Source organism: Erwinia sorbitola (genome assembly GCF_009738185.1).
Lineage (GTDB): Bacteria > Pseudomonadota > Gammaproteobacteria > Enterobacterales > Enterobacteriaceae > Erwinia > Erwinia sorbitola.
Genome location: NZ_CP046509.1, coordinates 2682751 through 2705927, shown reverse-complemented (window position 1 = coordinate 2705927; position 23177 = coordinate 2682751). Strand labels below are relative to the sequence as shown.

Annotated in this window: 17 protein-coding genes; 13 read left to right on the top strand and 4 right to left on the bottom strand. The window is 55.2% G+C overall.

Annotated features, from left to right (window positions below):
* Window positions 1-19 precede the first annotated feature (19 nt).
* The 3 genes from gmuD (at window position 20) to GN242_RS12095 (ending at window position 3366) form a co-directional block, all read left to right on the top strand.
* Entirely contained in the window at window positions 20-1423 is a 1404-nt protein-coding gene (gene gmuD, locus GN242_RS12105) for a 6-phospho-beta-glucosidase GmuD (RefSeq protein ID WP_154750857.1), read from the top strand.
* Window positions 1416-1718 (top strand): PTS lactose/cellobiose transporter subunit IIA, encoded by a 303-nt coding sequence (locus tag GN242_RS12100; RefSeq protein ID WP_154750858.1) that lies wholly within the window; start codon window positions 1416-1418, stop codon window positions 1716-1718. The genes gmuD and GN242_RS12100 overlap by 8 nt, the downstream gene beginning before the upstream one ends.
* 220 nt (window positions 1719-1938) lie before the next feature.
* Entirely contained in the window at window positions 1939-3366 is a 1428-nt protein-coding gene (locus GN242_RS12095) for a carbohydrate porin (RefSeq protein ID WP_156287550.1), read from the top strand.
* 102 nt (window positions 3367-3468) lie between these two features.
* Here GN242_RS12095 and GN242_RS12090 read toward each other — a convergent pair whose 3' ends face one another.
* Complete coding sequence (locus tag GN242_RS12090; RefSeq protein WP_154750860.1) at window positions 3469-4587, bottom strand: ABC transporter ATP-binding protein; 1119 nt, start codon at window positions 4585-4587, stop codon at window positions 3469-3471.
* 328 nt (window positions 4588-4915) lie between these two features.
* Between GN242_RS12090 and GN242_RS12085 the strand changes: the two genes are divergently transcribed.
* From GN242_RS12085 to GN242_RS12060, 6 genes are read left to right on the top strand one after another with little or no spacing between them, the layout of a single operon-like run.
* Complete coding sequence (locus GN242_RS12085) at window positions 4916-6136, top strand: extracellular solute-binding protein (protein WP_154750861.1); 1221 nt, start codon at window positions 4916-4918, stop codon at window positions 6134-6136.
* Between the two features lie 41 nt (window positions 6137-6177).
* On the top strand, window positions 6178-7485 hold the full coding sequence (locus GN242_RS12080; RefSeq protein WP_156287549.1) for a carbohydrate ABC transporter permease: 1308 nt from the start codon (window positions 6178-6180) through the stop codon (window positions 7483-7485).
* A 10-nt stretch (window positions 7486-7495) separates the two neighbouring features.
* Entirely contained in the window at window positions 7496-8347 is an 852-nt protein-coding gene (locus GN242_RS12075; RefSeq protein ID WP_154750862.1) for a sugar ABC transporter permease, read from the top strand.
* A gap of 3 nt (window positions 8348-8350) precedes the next feature.
* The gene (locus GN242_RS12070) at window positions 8351-9544 is read left to right on the top strand and encodes a glycoside hydrolase family 53 protein (RefSeq protein WP_154750863.1); all 1194 of its coding nucleotides are present in this window, start codon (window positions 8351-8353) and stop codon (window positions 9542-9544) included.
* 47 nt (window positions 9545-9591) lie between these two features.
* Window positions 9592-11649, top strand: a complete 2058-nt coding sequence (locus GN242_RS12065) for a beta-galactosidase (RefSeq protein WP_156287548.1) — start codon at window positions 9592-9594, stop codon at window positions 11647-11649.
* 60 nt (window positions 11650-11709) lie between these two features.
* The gene (locus tag GN242_RS12060; protein ID WP_154750865.1) at window positions 11710-12024 is read left to right on the top strand and encodes a PTS sugar transporter subunit IIB; all 315 of its coding nucleotides are present in this window, start codon (window positions 11710-11712) and stop codon (window positions 12022-12024) included.
* A gap of 81 nt (window positions 12025-12105) precedes the next feature.
* Here the strand turns inward: GN242_RS12060 and GN242_RS12055 are convergent, their stop codons facing one another.
* A complete protein-coding gene (locus tag GN242_RS12055) occupies window positions 12106-13368 on the bottom strand; it encodes a maltoporin (RefSeq protein ID WP_154750866.1) in 1263 nt (420 codons plus the stop codon).
* A gap of 265 nt (window positions 13369-13633) precedes the next feature.
* Here GN242_RS12055 and GN242_RS12050 point away from each other — a divergent pair, with 265 nt between their 5' ends.
* Window positions 13634-14704 (top strand): LacI family DNA-binding transcriptional regulator, encoded by a 1071-nt coding sequence (locus GN242_RS12050; RefSeq protein WP_154750867.1) that lies wholly within the window; start codon window positions 13634-13636, stop codon window positions 14702-14704.
* Here GN242_RS12050 and GN242_RS12045 read toward each other — a convergent pair.
* A complete protein-coding gene (locus GN242_RS12045) occupies window positions 14701-16143 on the bottom strand; it encodes a Cu(+)/Ag(+) sensor histidine kinase (RefSeq protein ID WP_154750868.1) in 1443 nt (480 codons plus the stop codon). The genes GN242_RS12050 and GN242_RS12045 overlap by 4 nt on opposite strands.
* Window positions 16133-16816: a copper/silver response regulator transcription factor gene (locus GN242_RS12040; RefSeq protein ID WP_156287547.1), complete on the bottom strand. Its 684-nt coding sequence runs from the start codon at window positions 16814-16816 to the stop codon at window positions 16133-16135. Before GN242_RS12040 ends, GN242_RS12045 begins: the two co-directional genes overlap by 11 nt.
* A gap of 194 nt (window positions 16817-17010) precedes the next feature.
* Between GN242_RS12040 and GN242_RS12035 the strand changes: the two genes are divergently transcribed.
* From GN242_RS12035 to GN242_RS12025, 3 genes are all read left to right on the top strand, one after another.
* Window positions 17011-18393 carry a Cu(I)/Ag(I) efflux RND transporter outer membrane protein gene (locus GN242_RS12035; protein WP_154750869.1) on the top strand — a complete coding sequence of 461 codons (1383 nt, stop codon included), beginning with the start codon at window positions 17011-17013 and terminating at the stop codon, window positions 18391-18393.
* An 86-nt stretch (window positions 18394-18479) separates the two neighbouring features.
* Entirely contained in the window at window positions 18480-19865 is a 1386-nt protein-coding gene (locus GN242_RS12030; RefSeq protein ID WP_154750870.1) for an efflux RND transporter periplasmic adaptor subunit, read from the top strand.
* A 10-nt stretch (window positions 19866-19875) separates the two neighbouring features.
* Entirely contained in the window at window positions 19876-23040 is a 3165-nt protein-coding gene (locus GN242_RS12025; protein ID WP_154750871.1) for a CusA/CzcA family heavy metal efflux RND transporter, read from the top strand.
* Window positions 23041-23177 lie beyond the last annotated feature (137 nt).

Here is a 23177-nt window from a genome sequence, read left to right as displayed (position 1 = left end):
CAATATGGAGAGTGAATCGATGAAATATCAATTTCCTGAAGCATTCTGGTGGGGCAGCGCCAGTTCCGCGCTGCAAACAGAAGGGGAGAGCCAGCCGGATGCCCGTGGGGAAACCACCTGGGATAGATGGTATCAGCAGCAGCCAACGCGCTTTCACCAGCAGGTGGGGCCGCAGGATACCTCCACGTTTTACCAGCACTGGCGCGAAGATATTGCCCTGCTGAAGCAGCTCAATCATAACAGTTTCCGCACGTCTATCAGCTGGTCACGGCTGATCCCCGATGGCACCGGGGAGGTCAACCCGCAGGCGGTGGCGTTTTACAATAATGTGATTGATGAACTGCTGGCACAGGGCATTAAGCCATTTATCACGCTATTCCATTTTGATATGCCGCTGGTGATGCAGCAGCAGGGTGGCTGGGAGAGCAGAGCGGTGGTGGAGGCCTTCAGCCGCTATGCGCGCCTCTGTTTTGAGCTGTTTGGCGATCGCGTACTGCACTGGTTCACCTTTAACGAGCCGATTGTACCGGTGGAGGGCGGCTATCTTTACGACTTCCATTATCCCAACGTGGTGGATTTCAAACGCGCTGCCACGGCGGCCTACCATACGGTGCTGGCCCATGCGCAGGCGGTACGTGCGTTTCGCGCCGGGCAGTACCCGGGTGAGATTGGCATTGTGCTGAACCTGACGCCGTCCTATCCGCGCTCGCAGCATCCGGCGGATGTAAAAGCGGCACACCATGCAGACCTGCTGTTTAACCGCAGCTTCCTTGACCCGGTGCTGCGCGGTGAGTATCCGGCAGATCTGGTGGCGCTGCTGCAAAGCTACGATCAGCTGCCAGCCTGCCAGCCAGGAGACGCCGAATTGATCGCCGACGGTAAAATCGATCTGCTCGGCATTAACTACTATCAGCCGCGTCGGGTGAAGTGCCGCGATAGTGCAGTTAATCTGCAATCACCGTTTATGCCGGAGTGGTTATTTGATAACTACGAAATGCCAGGGCGCAAAATGAATCCCTATCGCGGCTGGGAAATTTATGAGCCGGGTATTTACGATATTCTGACTAATCTGCGCGTTAATTATGATAATCCCCGCTGCTTTATTTCAGAAAACGGAATGGGCGTGGAGAATGAACAGCGATTTAATCAGAATGGTCAGATTAATGATCAATATCGCATTGAGTTTGTGACCGGGCATCTGAAGTGGCTGCATAAAGGTATCAGTGAAGGGAGCCAGTGCCTCGGCTATCACATGTGGACGTTTATTGATAACTGGTCATGGTGTAACGCTTATAAAAATCGCTATGGTTTTGTCCAGCTTGATTTGGCGACCCAGCAGCGCACGGTGAAAAAAAGCGGAGAGTGGTTTGCACGCACCGCCGTTGATAATGGTTTTAATGAAGAGGGTGATAACAATGATTGAGTTAGAAGAGGCGGTGATGGAGATCATCGTTAACGCCGGGCAGTCGCGCAGCCTCTGCTTTGAAGCGCTGCACGCCGCACGCGGCGGCGATATTCCCAGGGCGAAAGCGCTGCTGCTGGAGGCGGATGGCTTCTCCCGCCAGGCCCATCAGATGCAGACCAAACTGATTGAGCAGGATGCCGGAGAAGGCCGTCAGCCGATGACCTTAATTATGGTGCATGCACAGGATCATCTGATGACCTCGCTGCTGGCACGTGAATTATCTGAAGAGATAATCCATCTTTACCAGCGCTAATAACCCTTAATTGAAATCAGAGAGGAATATTAAATACCGGAATAATTTAATTCGACTGTGCCCTTATAAATTATAAAGAGATCATCTTATTTTGGTGGCGGGGTTGGTGTTGTTTAAACCATTATAAGACGACTATTATCCAAAATAACATCATTCACGCACTATTCTCTGCGCGGCATTGTGACGCACAGAGAGTGGGGTGGGTAATATTGAGATAATCATGAAAATATTCAATCAATTGCCAGTCACACTGGCGGTCATGGCCGCGCTTTGCTCTGGATCGGTGGTAGCACAAGAATTTACTCAGGAACAGATTGACGCCATCGTGGCAAAAGCGGTGGATAAAGCGCTGGCGGAACGTCAGGCCAAAATTGACCACGCCGTTGATAAAGCGCTGGCAGAACGCCAGGCCAAAGCAGACAAGGCCGTGGCGAAAAAAGCCGATGTGATTACCGAACCACAAACTACCGCGCAGTCGCCGGATATGGCGATCCCGTTTGGCGTGCAGTTTACCGGCTACGCCCGCTACGGTGCGCAGTTCCAGGGCGGCGACCAGAAATTTGTCGGCGTGGATGGCTCCTATAACGGTGCCTCGGCCATTGGCCGTCTGGGTAACGAAGGCAACGGCGGCGAATTCCAGCTCTCCAAAGCCTTCAAAAGTAATAGCGGCGCAATCTGGGACGTTAACGTCATGATCGACCACTGGGGCGACGAGGTAAACCTCAAGAAAGCCTACGCAGGGGTGACCAACCTGTTTGAGTCAAACCCCAATGCCTATCTCTGGGCCGGGCGAGATTTCCATCAGCGTCCGCAGCAGGGGATCAACGACTACTTCTGGATGAACCATGATGGCCAGGGTGCCGGGGTAAAAAACTTTGATATCGGCGGCGTGAAGTTTGATGTGGCAACGGTGGCGGCGGTTGAATCCTGCGACCCGCAAGTACTGTCAGATGAAGCCAACCCCTCGCGGATCACCTGTACCGGTGGTTCCGGCACCGGCGATAAAGGTAACTATGCGGTAACGTCCAAGATCCACGGTATGAAGGTTGGCCCGCTCGATCTGGAGCTGTACGCCAACTATGGCTTTGACTCAAAAGCGGTGGAGAGCGAAGAGCGTCTGAAGGCCTGGCAGGGTGGCGTGGTGCTCAGTCATACCGGTGAGAATAGCGTGAATAAAGTGATTACCCGTTACTCAAATAATGCAGATAACAGCGTATTCAATAAAACCGATGAGCTGACGGCGATTTACGCCAGCTTTGAAGGAAACTACAAGTTTACCCGGCAGGCGCAGGTGGAGTATCTGCTGGCGTTCCACGACTACTCAAACAACGCCGACAGCAGTGACGACCGCCGTAACTACGGGGCCATTGTGCGGCCAATGTACTGGTGGAATGACGTGCACTCAACCTGGCTGGAAGCGGGCTATCAACGCGTAGATTACGATCAGGGCGGTGATAACCACGGCTGGAAGCTGACGCTGTCGCAGAACGTGTCCATCGCCATGGGGCCGGAGTTCCGCCCGATGCTGCGCTTCTACGTTACCGGTGGCGAAGTGGATAATAAACGCACCGCACGGATTAACGGCAGCGACGATAATACCCAGCTGGACTCATTTAATGTGGGTGCGATGTGGGAAGCCTGGTTCTGACGGCGGGCTGAGGGTGCTGTCAGACCCGCGCCCGGCATGAGACCTGCCTGAGCACGCCGGTAACCTCCCTGATACGGTCACGCCGCATCAGGGTTACCGCACTCAGGCAGCCTGATCCTGCGGCAGGGGGATCTCGTTACTGATGCGTAAGCCGTCCTGGTCGAATACCATGCACTGGTGTGGGTAAAACGCCGGGCGCAGCATCTGGTAAGGGCGGAAATGAACATCTCCAGGCAGCAGCATTTTAAAGCCGTCATTGCCATAAACCTGGCCGAACAGATAGGTATTGTTGCCCAGTCTCTCCACCACTTCACAGTGGAAATCCAGCTGAAGTGGGGCATCGCTGTTAACGCGCAGATGCTCCGGGCGGATGCCCAGCGTCACTTCATCACCCGGTTGCAGTAAACGCTGCGGCGCGGGCAGAGTCAGCGTATTCGCCCCCTCATTCACAGTGACAATCAGCCCCTGCGGGCTGCAATGCTGTACGCATGCTGGCAGGAAATTCATCTTTGGCGAACCGATAAAGCCCGCAACGAAGCGGTTCACCGGGTTGTAATAAAGCTCCATCGGCGAGCCAACCTGCTCCAGCTTACCGTAGTTCATCACCACGATTTTATCGGCCAGCGTCATGGCTTCCACCTGATCGTGAGTGACATAAACCATGGTGGTTTTCAGCTCCTGATGCAGCTTGGCTATATGCAGACGCATATCGACGCGCAGCTCCGCATCGAGATTCGACAGCGGCTCATCAAACATAAATACCTGCGGATTACGCACAATCGCCCGGCCGATGGCCACACGCTGGCGCTGTCCGCCGGAAAGCTCCTTCGGCTTGCGATCCAGCAGATGGGAGAGTTGCAGCGTCTTCGACACCATCTCCACCTGATGACGGATCTTATCTTTGGCAACGCCGTTAACCTTCAGCCCGTAGCCCATATTCTCCGCTACCGTCATATGCGGATAAAGCGCATAGGACTGAAACACCATCGCCACGCCACGATGGGCAGGCGCAACATCATTTACCACGACATCGCCGATCAGGATCTCACCGTCGCTCACCTCCTCCAGCCCGGCAATCAGCCGCAGCAGAGTGGATTTTCCGCAGCCGGAGGGGCCGACAAAAACGGTAAATTCGCCGTCTTCAATATCCAGTTGAATATTATTGAGCGTTTCTGTTTTACCAAAACGCTTACCTACGTTTCTTAGTCTGATGCTGGACATGCGGATCCTCATCGAAAAGGGGGTTTTAATGAAAAATGTATTACGTATTACAATTTACCATTGCATCACGCGAACCCTTGTGGCGTCTGGCGTGACTATAAACCCCTGATGCACAGCACCCTATAGCCGATTTTGATTTCTGTAATACCGATCACATATTAGCGACAACAGGGTGGAGAGGATGCGCGCTTCCGCGTAGCGTATGACATCGACGCGCTGTGACACTCTCCCTTCTGCAAGTTGCATAATCCGGGCCTTGCGTACTGTTGGTAAGAAATTCAGCGGCATAAAAAACAGACAAATGTTATACCTTCACATGAGGTCAGCAATGAAAGTCAAAACCCGCATCACTTTGCTTCTGTCAGCTTTGATTCTTGGGCAGGCCGCACAGGCAGCCCAGCAGCTCACCGTTTGGGAAGATATTAAAAAATCAGATGGCATTAAAACCGCCATTGCTGATTTCCAGAAGCAATTTAACGTAGAAGTGAAAGTGCAGGAAATGCCGTTTGCCCAGCAGATCGAGAAGCTGCGCCTGGATGGCCCGGCCGGTATCGGCCCAGATGTACTGGTGATCCCTAATGACCAGCTCGGCGCTGCGGTGGTGCAGGGCTTGCTGTCACCGTTAACCGTGGATGCCGCACAGCAGGCGGCCTATACCCCCTCGGCGATGGCCGCCTTTACCCAGAATAAAGTGGTCTGGGGCGTTCCTAAAGCAGTGGAAACCCTGGTGCTGATCTACAACAAAGACCTGCTGCCTTCTCCGCTGAAAACCCTGGAAGATTACCGCGTCTTCTCACAGAAACAGCGTGAGGCGAAAAAGTATGGTCTGCTGGCCAAATTTGACCAGATTTACTACAGCTGGGGCGCTATCGCACCGATGGGCGGCTATATCTTTGGTAAAGACGGTAAGGGCGGACTGAACACCCATGATATCGGGCTGAACACCCCGGGCAGCGTTGAGGCTGTTACCTATCTGAAGAGCTTTTTCACTCAGGGCCTGCTGCCTGCGGGTATCCTCGGGGATAACGGCCTGAACGCCATCGACTCACTGTTTACTGAGAAAAAAGCGGCGGCGGTGATCAACGGCCCCTGGGCATTCCAGCCCTATCAGGCGGCAGGCATAAACTATGGCGTTGCGCCACTCCCCGAGCTGGCTAACGGCAAACCGATGAGCTCCTTCCTCGGCGTGAAGGGCTATGTGGTTTCCACCTGGAGTCAGGACAAAACGCTGGCGCAGCAGTTTATCCAGTTCATTAACCAGCCACAGTACGTGAAAGAACGCTTCCAGAAAACTCAGGAAATCCCGCCGGTTATTGCGCTGATGAACGATCCGGTAATCAAAAACGATGAGAAAGCCAATGCTGTAGCGGTTCAGGCAGCGCGCGCCGTTGCTATGCCGGGCGTACCGGAAATGCAGGAAGTGTGGGTGCCCGCTAATGCCGCTCTGGAACTGAGTGTAACCGGTAAGCAGGAGCCAAAAGTGGCGCTGGATAATGCCGTGAAGCAGATCACCATGCAGATTGACGCTATGCAGGCCAGCAATCAGTAAGCTTTTGTCGCCCGGCGGCCCGAATAAAGAAGGATGATTCTGTGATGATTTCCCCCAGTGAAAAACTGATGCTTAACAAGCGCTCACGACAGCATGCCCTGACCGGGGTAATGCTGGCGCTGTTACCCGGTTTTGGCCAGTTCTACCACCGTCAGTGGGCAAAAGGACTCTGTTTCCTGATCCTGCTCACCAGCTTTATCGGTGTATTTCATAATTTCCTCCAGCAGGGGCTGTGGGGGCTGGCAACGCTGGGGGAAGAAGTCCCCCGCGATAACTCCATCTTTTTACTGGCCGAGGGGATTATCAGCGTGCTGATCATCGCCTTTGGCGTAGCGATTTGGGGGCTGTCGGTACGCGATGCATGGCTGAACGGCTGCCGTCGCGATGCGGGGCAACAGCTGCACGGCGTGCGAAAGCAGTACCAGATCCTGCTGCGCGAAGGGTTCCCGTACCTGATGATCACCCCCGGGTTTATCCTGCTGGTCTTTGTGGTGGTGTTTCCCATTCTGTTTGGTTTCGCTATCGCCTTTACCAACTATAACCTCTATCACACGCCGCCTGCGAAGCTGGTGGATTGGGTAGGGCTGAAGAACTTTGTCAATATCTTCACCCTCTCTATCTGGCGCTCTACCTTCTTCGACGTGCTGCAATGGACGGTGGTCTGGACGCTGCTGGCGACCACGCTACAGTGTAGCGTCGGCGTGATGCTGGCTATCCTGGTGAACCAGAAAGATCTGCGCTTTAAGCCGCTGATCCGCACCATTTTTATCCTGCCATGGGCGGTGCCGGGTTTTGTCACCATTCTGGTATTTGCCGGTATGTTTAACGACAGTTTTGGCGTGATCAATAACGCGATTCTCGACTTCTTCGGCATTGCACCGAAGGCGTGGATGACTGACCCGTTCTGGACCAAAACTGCGCTGATCATGATGCAGACCTGGCTTGGATTCCCGTTTGTTTTCGCCATGACTACCGGCGTATTGCAGGCGATCCCTGACGATCTGTACGAAGCGGCAATGATGGACGGTGCCAGCGCCTGGACGCGTCTGCGTACCATCACGCTGCCGCTGGTTATGTATGCCATTGCGCCCATTATTATCACCCAGTACACCTTCAACTTTAACAACTTCAATATCATTTATCTGTTCAACAACGGCGGCCCGGCAGTGGCGGGTTCGAACGCGGGTGGCACCGACATTCTGGTCTCGTGGATCTACAAACTGACGATGTCGTCGTCGCAATATGCAATTGCCGCAACCATTACGATTTTGCTGTCGATCTTTGTGGTCGGTCTGGCGCTGTGGCAGTTCCGCGCCACCAAATCGTTTAAACAAGATGAGATGGCGTAAGGGAACAGTTATGGCGAAGTCGGTAAGTATTAAACGCGAAAAATGGGTGCGCCTGTCGCTCACCTGGCTGGTGGTGCTGATGGTATCGACCATCATTATCTATCCGCTGGTGTGGACGGTGGGAGCCTCACTGAACGCAGGCAACAGCCTGCTGAGTAGTTCGATTGTGCCGGAGAATGCCTCATTACAGCACTATCGCGATCTGTTTAACGGCACGGTGCCGTACCTGACTTGGTACTGGAACTCGATGAAAATCAGCTTCTTTACCATGGTGCTGACCTTAATCAGCGTCAGCTGCACTGCCTATGCATTTTCGCGCTTTCGCTTTAAAGGGCGGCAGAACGGCCTGATGCTGTTCCTGCTGTTGCAGATGATCCCGCAGTTCTCGGCGCTGATTGCCATCTTTGTGCTGTCGCAGCTGCTGGGATTAATTAACAGTCATCTGGCGCTGGTGCTGATTTATGTTGGCGGCATGATCCCGATGAATACCTACCTGATGAAGGGATATCTGGATGCCATTCCGAAGGATCTGGATGAGTCCGCGCGCATGGACGGGGCCGGGAACTTCCGCATCTTTATCGAGATTATTATGCCGCTGTCGAAGCCGATTCTGGCGGTCGTCGCGCTGTTCTCCTTCACCGGGCCGCTGGGAGATTTCATCCTCTCCAGCACCATTTTACGCAGCCCTGAGCAGTTCACACTGCCCATCGGGCTGTACAACCTGGTATCGCAAAAAATGGGTGCCAGTTACACCACCTACGCTGCGGGCGCGGTGCTGATTGCCGTTCCGGTGGCCATCCTCTATCTGGCGTTACAGAAATACTTCGTTTCCGGCCTGACCTCGGGAAGTACAAAGGGATAAATCATGAGACCAAAAACGTTATTACTCGCCCTGGCGCTGGCCTGGGCGACGCCTCTTTTCGCCGCGAATACGCCGCTGGTCAGCCCAACCGGGCCGGTGCCTGCCGGATTTGTGAAAGGGGCTGATATCTCCACGCTGGCGGAACTGGAAAAGCAGGGCGCGAAATTCTACAACGCCAGCAACCAGTTACAGGATCCGATTGCCATTCTGAAGGCCAACGGCATCAACACTATTCGTCTGCGTCTGTGGGTTGACCCTTACGACGCTAACGGCAAAGCCTACGGCGGCGGCACCAACGATCTCAACACCACCCTGGCGCTGGCGAAGCGTGCCAAAGCGGCGGGCATGCAAATCCTGCTGGATCTGCACTACAGCGATTTCTGGACGGATCCGGGCAAACAGTTCAAACCGAAAGCATGGGAAAAACTCACCTTCCCGCAGCTGGAAACACGTGTTCATGATTACACCCGCGACACCATAGCGCGCTTTAAGGCGGAAGGGGTGCTGCCGGAAATCGTGCAGATCGGCAACGAACTGAACGGCGGGATGCTGTGGCCGGAAGGCAAAAGCTGGGGGCAGAACGGCGGTGAGTTTGACCGTCTGGCCGCGCTGCTGAAAGCCGGTATTTCGGGCCTGCGTGAGAATCTCAGCGACCCGTCTCAGGTGAAAATTATGCTGCACCTGGCGGAGGGCACTAAAAATGACATGTTCCGCTGGTGGTTCGATGAAATTACCCGTCGTCAGGTGCCGTTCGATGTTATCGGCCTGTCGATGTACACCTACTGGAATGGGCCGATCAGCGCGCTGAAAGCCAATATGGACGATATCAGCCAGCGCTATCAGAAAGACGTGATGGTGGTGGAAGCAGCCTACGGTTACACGCTGGAAAATTGCGACAGCGCCGAAAACAGCTTCCAGGCGAAAGAAGAGAAAGACGGTGGTTACCCGGCCAGCGTCGCGGGCCAGGCGGCCTATCTGCACGATCTGATCCAGGCAGTACTGGCAGTGCCCAACCATCGTGGCAAGGGCGTGGTGTATTGGGAACCGACATGGATCCCCGCTGCGGGCAACACCTGGGCCACGCCGGAAGGGATGAAGTATATCCATGACGAGTGGAAACAGGGTAATGCGCGTGAGAATCAGGCGCTGTTTGACTGCAAAGGCAAAGTGTTGCCGTCAGTGCAGGCTTTTCATTAATTCGCCGGCCTGCGGGCCGGTGTCTTTGACACCTTTGAGGAACAGGTATGAATAAATTTCCACCGCTGTCAGCCGGAGTGACCACGCTGCTGCATGGTGCCGACTACAATCCCGAACAGTGGGCAAACACGCCGGGTATCATTGATAAAGACGTCGAAATGATGCAGCAGGCACACTGCAATGTGATGTCCGTCGGGATTTTCAGTTGGGCAAAACTGGAGCCGGAAGAGGGGCGTTATGATTTTGGCTGGCTGGATAATGTGCTGGAAAAACTGCATGAGAAATCTATTCATGTATTTCTCGCCACGCCAAGTGGCGCTCGCCCGGCCTGGATGTCGCAAAAATATCCTGAAGTACTGCGTGTCGGACGTGACCGGGTGCCAGCGCTGCACGGCGGGCGGCATAATCACTGCATGACCTCGCCGGTGTATCGGCAAAAAGTGCAGGCGATCAACCGCCAGCTGGCGGAGCGCTATGCTCATCATCCGGCGATTATTGGCTGGCATATCTCGAATGAGTATGGCGGAGAGTGCCACTGCGACCGCTGTCAGCAGGCATTTCGCGGCTGGTTACAGCGCCGCTATGGCACCCTTGAGCAGCTTAATCACGCCTGGTGGAGCGATTTCTGGAGCCACACCTACAGCGACTGGTCGCAGATTGCTTCACCCGCGCCGCAGGGGGAAGTCTCCATTCACGGGCTGAATCTCGACTGGCGTCGCTTTATGACCGACCAGGTCACCGACTTCTGCGCCGAAGAGATTAAACCGCTGAAAGCGGTGAATCCTGAGCTGCCCGCTACCACTAACTTTATGGAATATTTCTACGACTACGACTACTGGAAGCTGTCGCAGGCGATTGATTTTATCTCCTGGGACAGTTATCCCACCTGGCATAACGAGAAGGATGAAACCACGCTCGCCTGTTATACCGCCATGTATCACGATCTGATGCGCACCCTGAAGCAGGGCAAGCCCTTTGTGCTGATGGAGTCCACTCCTGGCGCGACTAACTGGCAGCCCACCAGTAAGCTGAAAAAGCCGGGAATGCATATTCTCTCTTCATTGCAGGCTGTGGCACACGGTGCGGATGCGGTGCAGTATTTCCAGTGGCGTAAAAGCCGTGGCTCGGTGGAGAAATTCCACGGTGCGGTGGTGGATCACGTCGGCCATATTGATACGCGTATCGGGCGTGAAGTGTCCGAACTGGGCCGGATGCTGGCGGCGATGACGCCGGTGCTGGGCAGCCGTGTAGAAGCAAAAGTGGCGATTATCTTTGACTGGGAAAGCCGCTGGGCGATGGATAACGCCCAGGGACCGCGCAATATTGGTCTGCACTATGAACGCACCGTGGCCGAGCATTACCGTGCCTTCTGGGAGCAGGGTGTGGCGGTAGATGTGATTAATGCCGATGCCGATCTCAGCGGCTATGAACTGGTGATCGCGCCGATGCTCTATATGGTGCGCGACGGCTTTGCTGAACGTGTGGAGCAGCATCTGCGTCGGGGCGGGCAGTTTGTTGCCAGCTACTGGACGGGGGTGGTCAACGAGAGCGACCTCTGCTATCTGGGCGGATTCCCGGGGCCGCTGCGTCCGCTGCTGGGGATCTGGGCGGAAGAGATCGACAGCCTGACGGACGAAGAGTCCAACGGAGTGCGTGCCATCGAAGGCAATGCGCTGGGTCTCCAGGGTGCCTGGCAGGCGCGTGAGCTTTGTGAACATATTCATCTGGAAGGGGCCAGCGCGCTGGCGGTCTACCAGAGCGATTTCTATGCCGGTAAACCGGCGCTGACGGTTAACAGCGTCGGTGCAGGTCAGGCCTGGTATATCGCTTCCCGTAACGACCGTGCTTTCCACCGTGATTTCTACGGCGCACTGATAACGAAGCTGGCACTGCCGCGTGCGCTGGCAGTGGACTTCCCGCCAGGGGTTACTGCCCATCGCCGTACCGATGGCGAACAGTCGTTTATTTTCCTGCAAAACTTCACCGAGCGGGTGCAGACGCTCACCCTGCCGCAGGGGATCAGCGATCTGATAGAGGGTACGCCGCTATCAGGTGCTCTGACGCTGCCGCCGTGGGGCTGTCGCGTGCTGCGCGCGCCGTTGTAACCAGCAGTTTAACCAGCGGGCGTAAGCCCGCTTTTTTTATATCTGAGAGGAGCTGAAACTATGGTAAGTCTGAAACTTTTTAAGCAATACTTCAGCCGCGAGACGGCAGCGGGCGAAGCCGCCAGCGATGAGAGCGAGCTGCTGGATCGCCTGATGACCTGTTTTGGCGGGCGTGAAAATATCGTGCAGGTGGATGCCTGTCTGACCCGGCTGCGGGTAACGGTGAAATCACTGTCAGCGGTCGATACCCATGGGTTACAGCAGGCGGGGGCGATTGGTGTAGTGATACTCGGCCATGAGGTGCATGCTATTTTTGGCACTCAGTCCGATCGGCTGCGTGAGCTGATGGAAGCTCGTTTTTTCCGTCAGCCATAAAAAAAATGGATAACCGGTGACGGTTATCCAAAATGACGATCCAGTACTTATCCAATGATGATGAAGGCGTTGATTAGCGTATTACCACCAGGCTTCAACCTGCACACCGAAGTTCCAGGTGTTGCTGGCGGTGCCGTCCTGGAAGCTGTGGCCCTGTTCTGAGTCATTCAGATAAGAGGTGAAGATGCGCAGCTCAGGACGTGACATAAACTCCGGGCCGGCAGCCAGACCAAGAGCCAGGGTATATTTCTGTCCCGCCTGCTTGTAGTCGCTGCCGTCTTTGTTTTCGTCTTTCTGCCAGAAACTGCCTGCTTCACCGATAGCGCGGACATAGTCGGTAAACTGATACTGTGCGCGGCCCACTACTGACAGCAGGGTGCTCTTATCGGTGAAGGCGGTAATGTTGTCCGCCGAGCCCCAGGTCAGCACCTGATTCAGCGAAAATCTGTCGGTGACCGGCAGCAGGCCGGTGTTGATAACACGGTAGCCTTTGGCATCGCGGGTATCATTCCACATATCGTACCAGCCGCCGCCCTGTGAAATCATATTCTGCGCCAGTCCTTTATTGGCGTATTGCAGCACCAGCTTCTGATAGCCGCCCCACATATCCTGGCTGACTTCACCGGTGAGCATAACGCCGTTATCGGCTTCGTATAAGCCGCCGTACTCTTCCTGCTTGTTGGTTGGGTTTGGCATGGCATAGTCAACACCAAACTCCGTCCATGCGCCGTTCCACGGCTTCCAGCCCGCATAACGTACGTCCAGATAGTTGATATTGACGTCGTTATCACCATCGGTGCGGTAATCCACATCGTTGGCGTCACCCCGGATCCAGGCAACGGAAACCGCCCCCGGGCCAACGGTGTAGTTTTCAATACCGGCACCTGAACCGGAGATGTTCCAGTATTTGGTATCAATGATATGCAGGTCGTGGCGCTGGTAGTAACGTTTACCGCCCCAGATCACCGCATTTTTATCTCCCGGGATCAGGCCTTTAATTTGCAGGTTCAGCTGACGCAGGCCGAACTGCGCATCGTCACCAAAGGTGGTTTCATTATCGTTAGAGCCGTCAGAGAACATGCTGACCATGGAATCAACATAGAAACTGACATCATCCTTTTTGTACACTTCGCTGCCCAGCTCGACTTCCCCGTAGGTATCGGCTTCGTTACCCAGACGACCAATTTTATTTTTCTGCCACTCTTCTATGCCTCCGTCGCGTGAAACGCCCACGCCACCGCGCAGATAGCCGTGAAAGTCGATGTTATCAATAGCGGCATACAACGCAGGAGAAGTCAGTGCTGCGGCAAGTGCCACAGCGGTAGCTGTTAGTCTTGTGTTCATCTCACCCTCTGTTTATATTTGTCATACGTTCACACGTTGGCGACAGTAAACGCCCGGAGATGAACTTCACGCAAATGGAGTGTCGAAATTGTGTGATTTAGTGCAAGTATTTAGCCGTAAATTGTAACGATTGGTGAGGTTGATCACCGAATTGTGTATGTGAACGTCTGACTTTTGTATGTATTTATCACAGTGTGACCGACTTAACCTGGTCAGCATTCGCGCTGTGATACAATTCCGGCATCGGTAAACAGGGAAGAGAAACATGAAATCAAAAAGCGCCACCCTGGAGGATGTCGCCCGTCACGCAGGGGTGTCATATCAGACGGTTTCCCGGGTGCTGAATAAGTCTGCAAACGTCTCGGAAGGTACGCGCAGCAAGGTAACAAAGGCGATTGAGGAGCTGCGCTATGTGCCGAATCGTCTGGCGCAACAGCTGGTGGGTAAGCAGAGCACCACCCTTGGCCTGGTGACCACTTCGCTGGCGCTGCATGCTCCCTCCCAGGTGGCGGCGGCGATCAAACGTTATGCTAACGCGGCGGACTATCAGGTGCTGATCGCCATGATTGATGAGAACGTCAATCAAAGTTTGCAGGTTTCTATCAACGAGCTGAAGTCACAGCTGGTGGATAAGGTGATTATTAACGTACCGCTGGAGACCGACTGTGCCGAGCGCATCGTGCAGGAGAACCAGGACATTATCTGTCTGTTTCTCGACGTCGATCCGTACTGCTCGGTATTTAACGTCTCGTTTAATCCGGCTGACGGCACCCGTGCCAGCGTGAAGTATCTCTATGAGCAGGGGCACCGCGAATTTGCGCTGCTGGCAGGCCCGGCAGATTCGGTATCAGCAAGGCTGCGGCTGAAGAGCTGGCTGGAAACCCTGGAGAGTTACGGCCTCAAGCCCGTCAGCGTGATTCACGGCAACTGGGATGCTCAGAGCGGTTACAGCGGAATATTACAGATGCTGCGTGAAACCCCGGATTTCAGCGCGCTGCTGGTAGGGAACGATCAGATGGCATTAGGCGTACTCAGCGCACTGCATCAGCGCGGCGTGACGGTGCCGGGGCAGGTGTCGGTGGTGGGCTATGATGACACCTATGAGAGTGCGTTTTTCCACCCGGCATTAACCACCGTTTCTCTGGATCTCGACTTACAGGGCAAAGAGGCGGTACAGCGCATTTTGCAGGCCAGCGAAGACGATCACAGCCGTTCGTCCTCCATTCTGCCTGCGCGGCTGGTGATACGCAGCTCTACGGCGGCATTCGGGCAGCAGCAGCAGGATCTCAAACAGATCGCTGAACAGTTACGAATGATAGCCAGCCGCCTTGGCTAGCCGGCCTGCTGGCGGTAGCGGGGGAAGGAGAGGGTAAAGCGCGTGGAAACCGCATCGGAGGCCACGCTGATTTTCCCCTGATGAGCGGTGACAATAGATTTTACGATCGCCAGCCCGATGCCGCTGCCCTCACTTTTTCTTTGCCGTGAGGGGTCGACGCGATAAAAGCGGTCAAATACCCTTGGCAGATGTTCCGGCGGGATGGGCGGGCCTGGATTTTCCACGGTCAGGTCAACCCATGCATGGCGGGAGCTGATGCTGACGGTAACCGCCATACCGCGCGGCGTGTGGCGGATGGCGTTGGACAGCAGATTATTAATCACACGGCGCAGCATTAGCGGATCCCCTTCAATAAGGGCCGGGCTGCCTTCGAGGGTGAGACTGACTTCCTGCTCTTCCGCCCAGGCTTCAAAAAATTCAAACACCTTTAGCGTTTCTGAACGCAGATCCAGCAGCGAGCGTTCAGGAATAAGCTGGTTATTGTCCGCCTGGGCGAGAAACAGCATATCGCTGACCATTTTGGCCATGCGGTGATACTCCTCCAGATTTGAATAGAGCACATCCTCCAGCTCTTGCTCTGTTCTGCGCTGGCTCAGGGCGATCTCGGTCTGCGTAACCAGGTTGGTTATCGGCGTTCTGATCTCATGGGCGATATCAGCGGAAAAATTGGCCTGGCGGGTAAAAACATCTTCAATGCGTGCCAGCATCTGATTAAAAGAGATGACCAGCTGCTCCAGCTCAATTGGTACCCGCCGTGGATCGAGTCTGACATCAAGATTTTCAGAGCTGATATTTTTAATTTTCTGGCTGACGTTGCGCAAAGGCTGATGCCCTTTATGCACGGCGATTAACACAATAATGATAATCATCAGGCTGATGGCGGCGGCGATCAGCACCAGATTGTGTTTAAGCTGATTGATATAGTGCAGATGAAAATCGATGGAGAGCGCAATCTGCATGTGATAGCTCACCGCTTTACCGTTTTCACTACTGGTCACCTTGGCGTTAATCAGCCGCCAGGTGGTGGGGCCGCCGCCGTGGGCCTCGTGGTTTTTATTCACCCCTGACCAGACAATAACCTGCTCCCCGGCAGCCTGGGGTAGCTCCGGGACGCTCAGTAAATCTGGCCCGTCATGGGAGTGATACAGCACCTGCTGCTGCTGATTTTTCAGCAGTACCGAGATATTGCGATAGCTCTTGAGCGCGTCACTCAGGCGTGCAACTTTTTGCTGTTCAGGGGTGTCCGGTGTTTTCAGGATATTTTCCAGCGTCATGCTGATTTGCTGTAGATCGTTGATATCCTGCTCGGCAAAATGCTGCTCTACCGAGTGCAGCATCATCCAGGTAAAAGCGACAAAAGCCACCGTCGTTGACAGGCTGATAAAGAAGGTCAGACGGGTGGCGAGAGAGAAAGGGCGGTGCTGCCAGCTAATCCGCATCGGGCACCTCAAGCACATAGCCAACGCCGCGCACGGTGTGAATTAACTTGGGTTCATAGTCATTATCCATTTTGGCGCGCAGGCGCTTTACCGCCACATCAATGGCGTTGGTATCGCTGTCAAAGTTCATATCCCAGACCTGCGAAGCAATCAGCGAACGCGGCAGCACTTCGCCCTGATGGCGGATAAAGAACTCCAGCAGGGTAAACTCTTTACTGGTGAGGGTAATACGGTTGCCTTTACGCATCACTTTGCGCGACACCAGATCGAGGGAGAGATCCGCCACCTGAAACTGGCTTTCGACGATCACCGCCGCCCCCCGGCGCAGCAGGGTTCTCACCCGCGCCAGCAGCTCGGCAAAAGCAAAAGGCTTAACCAGATAATCATCCGCCCCAAGCTCCAGGCCTTTTACCCGGTGCTCAATGGTGCCCAGCGCCGACAGCAGTAATACCGGCATGCCTTTATTGGCCGCCCGCAGCATTTTGACAATATCCCAGCCGTTAACATCGGGCAGCATAATATCCAGCACAATCAGATCGTAATCCGCCGTCATGGCCAGGTGGTAGCCGTTTAACCCGTTATCAGCCAGGTCGACAACAAAACCGGCCTCAGTTAATCCTTTACTGAGGTATTCGCCGGTTTTCACTTCATCTTCAACGATAAGTATTTTCACGCGTCCTCGGAAATGTCGAAATTATGCTGCCATTTTAGTGACCGGCAGTGCGATATCAACGAATTAAACTGAAAATGACCGTTTTGTCATTAAGCAGTCACCCGTCGAACAGAGTCACCTGGTTAATCTCATTTTCATCCTGATTGGTGATGCATTTGCATGACTTAACCCGTTTTTTCTGGACGTAAAGCACCATGTTGACCTTAAAACAGCTGACTCTCTGTACCACGCTTATTCTGGCGGGCTGTACTTCCCTGGCGCCCGATCATCAGCGCCCGGAGAGCCCGGTTCCGCAGCAATTTTCCCGTTCGCATAATGGGCTGGTGCCGGTAACCGCAGGCTATCAGAATACCGGCTGGCGGAACTTCTTTAGCGATCATAAGGTACAGACGCTGATTAGCGACGCCCTGCGCTATAACCGCGATGTGAGAATGGCGGCGCTCAATGTTCAGGAGGCACGCGCGCGCTACAATGTGACCGATGCTGACCGCTATCCGCAGCTGAATGCTAAATCCGGCCTCGACTGGCAGAGCGGTCTTAATTCTCAGCGCGGCACCAGCCGGGAATATTCGGCGGGCGGAGAACTCAGCTTTGAGCTGGATTTCTTCGGCAGGCTGAAGAATATGAGCGAAGCGGAACGGCAGAATTTCTTTGCCAGTGAAGAGACGCAGCGCGCGGTACATATTCTGCTGGTGGCTGATGTCTCACAGCGCTATTTCAGTCAACGGCTGGCTGACGGGCAGTTAAGCATCGCCCGTGAGGCGCTGAAGAACTACCAGCAATCGTATGCTTTTGTCGGGCAACAGCTGATCACCGGCAGCACCACCTTACTGGCCGTGGAACAGGCGCGGGGAGCCATCGAAAGCACCCAGGCGGAGATCGCCAAACGAGAAGGGGAGCAGGCGCTGGCAAACAGTGCCCTTCAGCTGGTGGTGGGCCGCTACAGCGAAGCGGCACGGCAAGCTCCGGCTGAACAGGCGCTCAATCCGGTGAAACTGCCAGCTAATCTCTCATCCGACATCCTGCTGCAACGGCCGGATATCCTCGCCGCCGAACATCAGCTTCAGGCCGCAGAGGCTAATATCGGCGCTGCCCGTGCCGCTTTCTTCCCCAGCATCTCCCTGACCGGTGGCATCGAAGCCACCAGCCCGCAGCTATCCGACCTGTTTACTGCCGGAAGTGGCCTGTGGCGTTTCGCTCCCAGGATTGATATCCCGCTGTTTAACGCCGGGCGTAACAGAGCCAACCTGACGCTGGCCGAAGTGCGCCAGCAGCAGTCAGTAGTGACCTATGAGCAGAAAATTCAGAACGCCTTCAAAGAGGTGGCGGATGCGCTCGCTCAGAGGGAAAGCCTCAGCGGGCAGCTGGCCGCACAGCAACGCTATCTCGACTCACTGAATATCACGCTGTTACGGGCGAAGGGGCTCTACGCCAGCGGCTCGGTCAGCTATATCGAAGTGCTGGATGCGGAGCGATCGCTGTTTGCCACACGGCAGAACATCCTCGATCTGATTTATGCCCGTGACGTGAATGAAGTCGCGCTGTTCACCGCGTTAGGCGGCGGCTGGGCTGAATAAGCCAGCTGAGGATAAAAATAATTATTCGATGTGGTGCTCTGCTGCGGCACATCGCCCGGTTTCTGTCTTGTTGAATGGAATTACACATGATGTCTGTAAAATTCAAATATACCACGGTGGGGCTGCTCGGCCTGCTGGCAGGGGGGCTGATTACAATGGCGGCATATCCCTCAATTTTTGCTACGCATAAAACGGAAGATGCGCCAGCTGAACGTAAAGTCCTGTTCTGGTACGACCCGATGAAACCTGATACCCGCTTCGATAAGCCGGGAAAATCTCCGTTTATGGATATGGATTTAGTGCCGAAATACGCCGATGAAGGCGGCGCTGAAAACAGCGCAGGAGTGCGCATCGATCCCACTCAGGTACAAAACCTCGGGGTGAAAACGGCAAAAGTTCAGCGTGGACAGCTGACGTACAGACAAACGCTTCCCGCTACCGTCAGCTTTAACGACTATCAGTTTGTGATTGTGCAGGCGCGATCGGCGGGTTTTATTGAAAGAGTGTACCCGCTGACGGTGGGAGACAAAGTTAAAAAAGGGACTCCGCTGGCAGAAATCACCCTGCCTGAGTGGGTCGAGGCGCAGAGTGAATATCTGCTGCTTTCCAGTACCGGCGGCTCTGCGGCTCAGTTGAAAGGGGTGCTGGAGCGCCTGCGACTCGGCGGCATGCCTGAAGACGATATCCAGCGCTTTCGCCAGACGCGCCAGATCCAGACCCGCTTTACCATAAAAGCACCGATTGACGGGGTGATCACCGCTTTCGATCTGCGCAGCGGGATGAATATTTCCAAAGAGAGCGTTGTGGCACGCATTCAGGGCATGGATCCGGTGTGGATCAGCGCAGCACTCCCGGCCTCGGTGGCCTGGTTATTACAGGACTCCCCACAGTTCGAAATTTCCGTACCCGCCCATCCTGAGACGACATTCACTATAGAGAAATGGCAGGTGCTGCCGAGCGTTGACCCGCAAACCCGAACGCTGGAGGTTCGATTGCAGGTGGATAATAAAGCAGAATTGCTGAAGCCGGGTATGAACGCCTACCTGACGCTCAATGCCCGCAGCCAGCAGATGCTGCTGATCCCGTCGCAGGCGGTGATTGATAACGGCAGTGAACAGCGGGTGATTACCGTTGATGCTGAAGGCCGTTTTGTCCCCAGGGCGGTCAAGGTTCAGCATGAATCGCAACAGCAGACGGGCATCAGCGCCGGTCTGGCGGAGGGGGAGTCGGTAGTGATGAACGGCCTGTTCCTGATTGACTCGGAAGCGAGCATCTCCGGCGCGCTGGAGCGGATGCGTCAGGCGGACAACCATACGCACCAGATGCCTGAAGTGCACGATCACACGATGACGGGGGCGCATGATATGCAGTCCCACGCGATGCCGGACACACACGCGATGCCGGATACACATGTGATGCCTGATATGCCGGGAATGGCAGACCATTCAGCCCATCAGCACAGCGGCCACTGAGGAGAGAGCAATGATTGAATGGATTATCAGGCGCTCTGTAGCCAACCGTTTTCTGGTAATGTTCGGCGCGCTGTTTCTCAGCCTGTGGGGGGCCTGGACTATTGCCAACACCCCGGTTGATGCGCTGCCCGACCTCTCCGATGTGCAGGTGATTATTAAAACCAGCTATCCGGGGCAGGCTCCGCAGATAGTGGAAAATCAGGTCACCTGGCCGCTGACGACAACCATGTTGTCCGTTCCCGGGGCCAAAACCGTACGCGGCTTCTCACAGTTCGGTGATTCGTACGTCTATGTGATTTTTGAAGACGGCACGGATCTGTACTGGGCCAGATCCCGCGTGCTGGAGTATCTCAGCCAGGTTCAGGATAAGCTGCCGGCCGGGGCGCGCGCCGAAATCGGGCCGGATGCCACCGGGGTCGGCTGGATTTTTGAATATGCGCTCCTGGATCGCAGCGGCAAACACGATCTGGCGGAACTCCGTTCGTTGCAGGACTGGTTCCTTAAATATGAGCTGAAAACCATCCCCAATGTGGCGGAAGTGGCGTCAGTCGGCGGCGTGGTCAAACAGTATCAGATCCAGGTTGACCCGATGAAGCTGGTGCAGTTTGGCGTTACGCTGCCTGAAGTCAATCAGGCGCTGAACGCGGCGAATCAGGAGGCGGGCGGCTCTTCGGTAGAGATTGCCGAAGCTGAGTATATGGTTCGCGCCAGCGGTTACCTGGCAAGCCTCGACGACTTTAACAATATTGTGGTCAAAGCCAGTGAGAAGAATATCCCTGTCTATCTGCGCGATGTGGCGCGGGTGCAGATTGGGCCGGAAATGCGCCGGGGTATCGCCGAGCTGGATGGTGAAGGTGAGGTGGCCGGAGGCGTGGTGATCCTGCGTTCAGGTAAAAATGCGCGGCAGGTCATTTCAGCGGTTAAAGAGAAGCTGGAGGCGCTGAAAGGCAGTCTGCCGCCGGGGGTTGAGGTCGTCACCACCTACGATCGCAGCCAGCTGATTGACCGCGCCATTGATAACCTGAGCTATAAACTGCTGGAAGAGTTCCTTGTGGTTGCCGTGGTCTGTGCGCTGTTCCTCTGGCATCTGCGCTCTGCGCTGGTGGCGATTATCTCGCTCCCGCTGGGGCTGTGCATCGCGTTTATTATCATGCACTTCCAGGGCCTGAACGCCAATATCATGTCGCTGGGGGGGATTGCTATTGCCGTCGGGGCGATGGTGGATGCCGCCATCGTGATGATTGAAAATGCCCATAAACGGCTGGAAGAGTGGCAGCATAAGCACCCTGGCGAGCAGCTGGTTTCGGAAACCCGCTGGAAGGTGATCACCGATGCTGCGGTGGAAGTTGGCCCGGCGCTGTTTATCTGCCTGCTGATTATCACCCTCTCGTTTATCCCGATTTTCACCCTTGAAGGGCAGGAAGGGCGGCTGTTTGGCCCGCTGGCATTTACCAAAACCTACGCCATGGCGGGGGCCGCACTGCTGGCGATTACGGTCATTCCGGTGCTGATGGGCTACTGGATCAGAGGGAAAATCCCGCAGGAAAACCGTAATCCGCTGAACCGTTTTCTGATTCGCATCTACCATCCGCTGCTGCTTAAGGTACTGCACTGGCCGAAGATGACGCTGCTGGTGGCCGCGCTGTCGATGTTTAGCGTGCTATGGCCGATTGGTAAGCTGGGCGGAGAGTTCCTGCCGGAAATTAACGAAGGGGATCTGCTCTATATGCCGTCGACGCTGCCGGGCGTCTCACCCGCACAGGCAGCCGTGCTGTTGCAGACCACGGATAAGCTGATCAAAACCGTTCCGGAAGTCGCTACGGTGTTTGGCAAGGCGGGCCGGGCGGAAACCGCAACCGATCCGGCACCGCTGGAGATGATGGAAACCACCATCCAACTGAAACCGCGAGATCAGTGGCGACCGGGTATGACCATTGAGGGCATTATTCAGCAGCTCGATGAAACCGTCCGCCTGCCCGGGCTGGCGAACCTCTGGGTGCCGCCGATCCGTAACCGCATCGATATGCTGTCGACCGGAGTCAAAAGCCCGATCGGTATTAAAGTTTCCGGTACGCGCCTTGGCGATATTGATCGCACCGCGCAGAAAATCGAGGTGGTGGCGAAAACCGTGCCGGGCGTGGTTTCTGCACTGGCCGAACGCCTGGAAGGCGGGCGCTATATTGATGTAGATATCCAGCGCGAGAAAGCCGCCCGTTACGGTATGACCGTTGCCGACGTACAGCTGTTTGTCTCATCGGCAATCGGCGGTGCAATGGTTGGCGAGACAGTAGAAGGTGTGGAGCGCTACCCGATAAATATCCGCTACCCGCAGATGTATCGCGACAGTCCGCTGGCGCTGCGACAGCTGCCGATACTGACACCGCTAAGGCAGCAGATCACCCTGGGTGATGTGGCTGAAATTAAGGTGGCGTCCGGTCCCGGAATGCTGAAAACCGAGAATGCGCGTCCTTCCGGCTGGGTCTTCATTGACGTGCGCGACCGCGATATGGTGTCAGTGGTACAGGATCTTAAAAAGGTTATTGCAGAACAGGTTGAGCTGACGCCGGGCACCAGCGTGACGTTCTCCGGGCAGTTTGAGCTGCTGGAACATGCCAATAAAAAGCTGGCGCTGATGGTGCCGGTGACCCTGATGATAATCTTTGTGCTGCTCTATCTGGCCTTCCGCCGCGTGGACGAAGCGCTGCTGATTCTGATGAGCCTGCCGTTTGCGCTGATGGGGGGCATCTGGTTCCTTTACTGGCAGGGGTTCCATCTCTCGGTGGCGACCGGCACCGGGTTTATCGCCCTCGCCGGGGTGGCCGCTGAGTTCGGCGTGGTGATGCTGATGTATCTGCGCCATGCTATTGAGGACGACCACTTACTCTCTTCGCCGGACACCTTTACGCCACAAAGGCTGGATGACGCGCTCTATCACGGCGCTGTGCTGCGGGTACGGCCTAAAGCGATGACGGTGGCGGTGATTGTTGCCGGGCTGCTGCCGATCCTCTGGGGCAGCGGGGCAGGTTCTGAGGTGATGAGCCGCATTGCCGCACCGATGATTGGCGGGATGATTACCGCACCGCTGCTGTCGATGTTTATCATTCCGGCCGCCTGTAAACTTCTCTGGCTGCACCGCAATAAGCGTGCGCTGCGCACCCGCGCTGTGACGCAATAACTGCGCAGTTGCTGAACGTCCTCCAGGGTAAGCATTAATGACAAGCGTTCATGATGCTTACCCTGGCCTCTCTCTTTATCTCTTCGTTCTTCGCCGCACGTTTCTGTGATGGCGCTTGTTGAAAGCCTGACTAAAAT